This window comes from Caulobacter sp. D5, assembly GCF_003185805.1.
Lineage (GTDB): Bacteria > Pseudomonadota > Alphaproteobacteria > Caulobacterales > Caulobacteraceae > Caulobacter.
Map to the genome: position 1 here is coordinate 1 of NZ_QHJY01000449.1, position 2,012 is coordinate 2,012.

Annotated in this window: 2 protein-coding genes; both read left to right on the forward strand. The window is 71.6% G+C overall.

Annotated elements, in window-relative coordinates; all coding sequences use genetic code 11:
• The first annotated feature begins 320 nt into the window (after positions 1–320).
• Positions 321–1,532 carry a bifunctional phosphopantothenoylcysteine decarboxylase/phosphopantothenate--cysteine ligase CoaBC gene (gene coaBC / locus DMC18_RS23310; protein ID WP_199228563.1) on the forward strand — a complete coding sequence of 404 codons (1,212 nt, stop codon included), beginning with the start codon at positions 321–323 and terminating at the stop codon, positions 1,530–1,532.
• Positions 1,529–1,990 (forward strand): dUTP diphosphatase, encoded by a 462-nt coding sequence (gene dut / locus DMC18_RS23315; RefSeq protein ID WP_110121173.1) that lies wholly within the window; start codon positions 1,529–1,531, stop codon positions 1,988–1,990. Before coaBC ends, dut begins: the two co-directional genes overlap by 4 nt.
• Positions 1,991–2,012 lie beyond the last annotated feature (22 nt).

Consider the following 2,012-nt stretch of genomic DNA (forward strand, 5'->3'; position numbering starts at 1 on the left):
GCCGGAGCGCCGCCGCTGTCGACCCCGCCGCCGGTCGCCACGGCGTCGCCGCTCTTGGGCGCCTTCACCGCCGAGGCCCCGCCGTCGCAGCCCGCCAGCAAGGCGGCCGAAAGGGCCAGAAGTCCGAAACGCAACGCTCCCGTCATGCTCGCTCGCTCCCCGATTTTGCAATCTTAACGATTGGTGAACGAAAAAGGAACGCGAGTCGAGTCCCCTCGTGCATCTTCCGCGCGCGGCCTGCCAGCGCGATTGCCTGCGGGCGCGAGGCGCTCTATGCGCGGAGGGGAACCGGCGGACGAGAGGCCTTCAAGGTGAGCGACATCCCGGGCGGCAAGCGCGTGCTCCTGATCGTCGGCGGCGGCGTGGCGGCCTACAAGGCGCTGGAGCTGACCCGCCTGCTGCGCAAGGCCGGCGTCGGCGTGCGGCCGATCCTGACCAAGGCCGGGGCGGAGTTCGTCACTCCGCTGTCGCTGGCCGCGCTCTCCGAGGACAAGGTCTATGACGACCTCTTCTCGCTGACCGACGAAGCCGAGATGGGCCACATCCAGCTGTCGCGCTCGGCTGACCTGGTGGTGGTGGCGCCCGCCACCGCCGACCTGATCGCCAAGGCAGCGAACGGCCTGGCCGGGGACCTGGCCTCCACCACCCTGCTGGCCACCGACAAGCCGGTGCTGATGGCCCCGGCCATGAACGTGCGCATGTGGCTGCATCCGGCCACGCAGCGCAACGTGGCGACCCTGAAGGCCGACGGCGTGAGCTTCGTCGGACCCGACGAGGGGGCCATGGCCTGCGGTGAGTTCGGTCCGGGACGCCTGGCCGAGCCGCCCGAGATCTTCGCGGCGATCGTGAAGATGCTGAACGCGCCGGCCGAGGAGATCTTCGAGGCCTGGCCGCTGGCCGGCAAGCGCGCCCTGGTCACGGCGGGACCGACCTTCGAGCCGATCGACCCGGTGCGGGGCATCACCAACCGCTCCAGCGGCCGCCAGGGCTACGCCATCGCCGGCGCGCTGGCCAAGCTCGGCGCCAAGGTCACCCTGGTCAGCGGGCCGGTGTCGCTGCCGACCCCGGCGGGCGTCGAGCGCGTCGATGTCGAGACCGCCCGCGAGATGCTGGCCGCCGCCCAGGCCGCCCTGCCGGCCGATGTCGGGGTGTTCGTCGCCGCTGTCGCCGACTGGCGGGTCGACGAGGTGTTCGGCTCCAAGCTGAAGAAGGACAAGGGCGGGCCCCCGGCCCTGACCTTCGTCGAGAACCCCGACATCCTGGCCACCCTGGCCGCCAGCGGCCCGAACCGGCCGAAACTGGTGGTCGGCTTCGCGGCCGAGACCGACGACGTCGAGGCCCATGCCCGCGCCAAGCTGGCGCGCAAGGGCTGCGACTGGATCATCGCCAACGACGTGACCGAGCCGGGCGTCATGGGCGGGACGGAGAACGCCGTCCTGCTGATCGCCAAGGACCACACCGAACGCTGGGAACGCGCCTCCAAGGACGACGTCGCCCGCTCCATCGCACAACGCATCGCGGAAGCTCTATGACCACCACGCCCCACATCCCCGTCGTCCAGCTCGCCCACGCCCACGGCCTGCCGCTGCCCGCCTACGAGACCGTCGGCGCCGCCGGCATGGACCTGCGCGCCGCCGTCGAGGAGGACGCGCCCCTGACCCTGAAGCCGGGCGCCCGGTTCATGGTCCCCACGGGTCTCGCCTTCGCCGTGCCGGCCGGTTTCGAGGCCCAGGTGCGGCCGCGTTCGGGCCTGGCGGCCAAGGCGGGGATCACCTGCCTGAACTCGCCGGGCACGATCGACAGCGACTATCGCGGTGAAGTGAAGGTGATCCTGGCCAATCTGGGCGCCGAGGATTTCGTGATCCGCCGCGGCGACCGCATCGCCCAGCTGGTCATCGCGCCGGTGCTGCAGGCGGCCTGGAGCCTGGTGGCCAGCCTCGACGACACCGATCGCGGCGCCGGCGGCTTCGGCTCGACCGGCGGGCGGTAAGGCTAAGTGAACCCCTCTCTCT

Excerpts from the sequence above, each read along its gene's own strand:
- dut (WP_110121173.1), top strand. The coding sequence starts at position 1,529 with ATGACCACCACGCCCCACATCCCCGTCGTCCAGCTCGCCCACGCCCAC.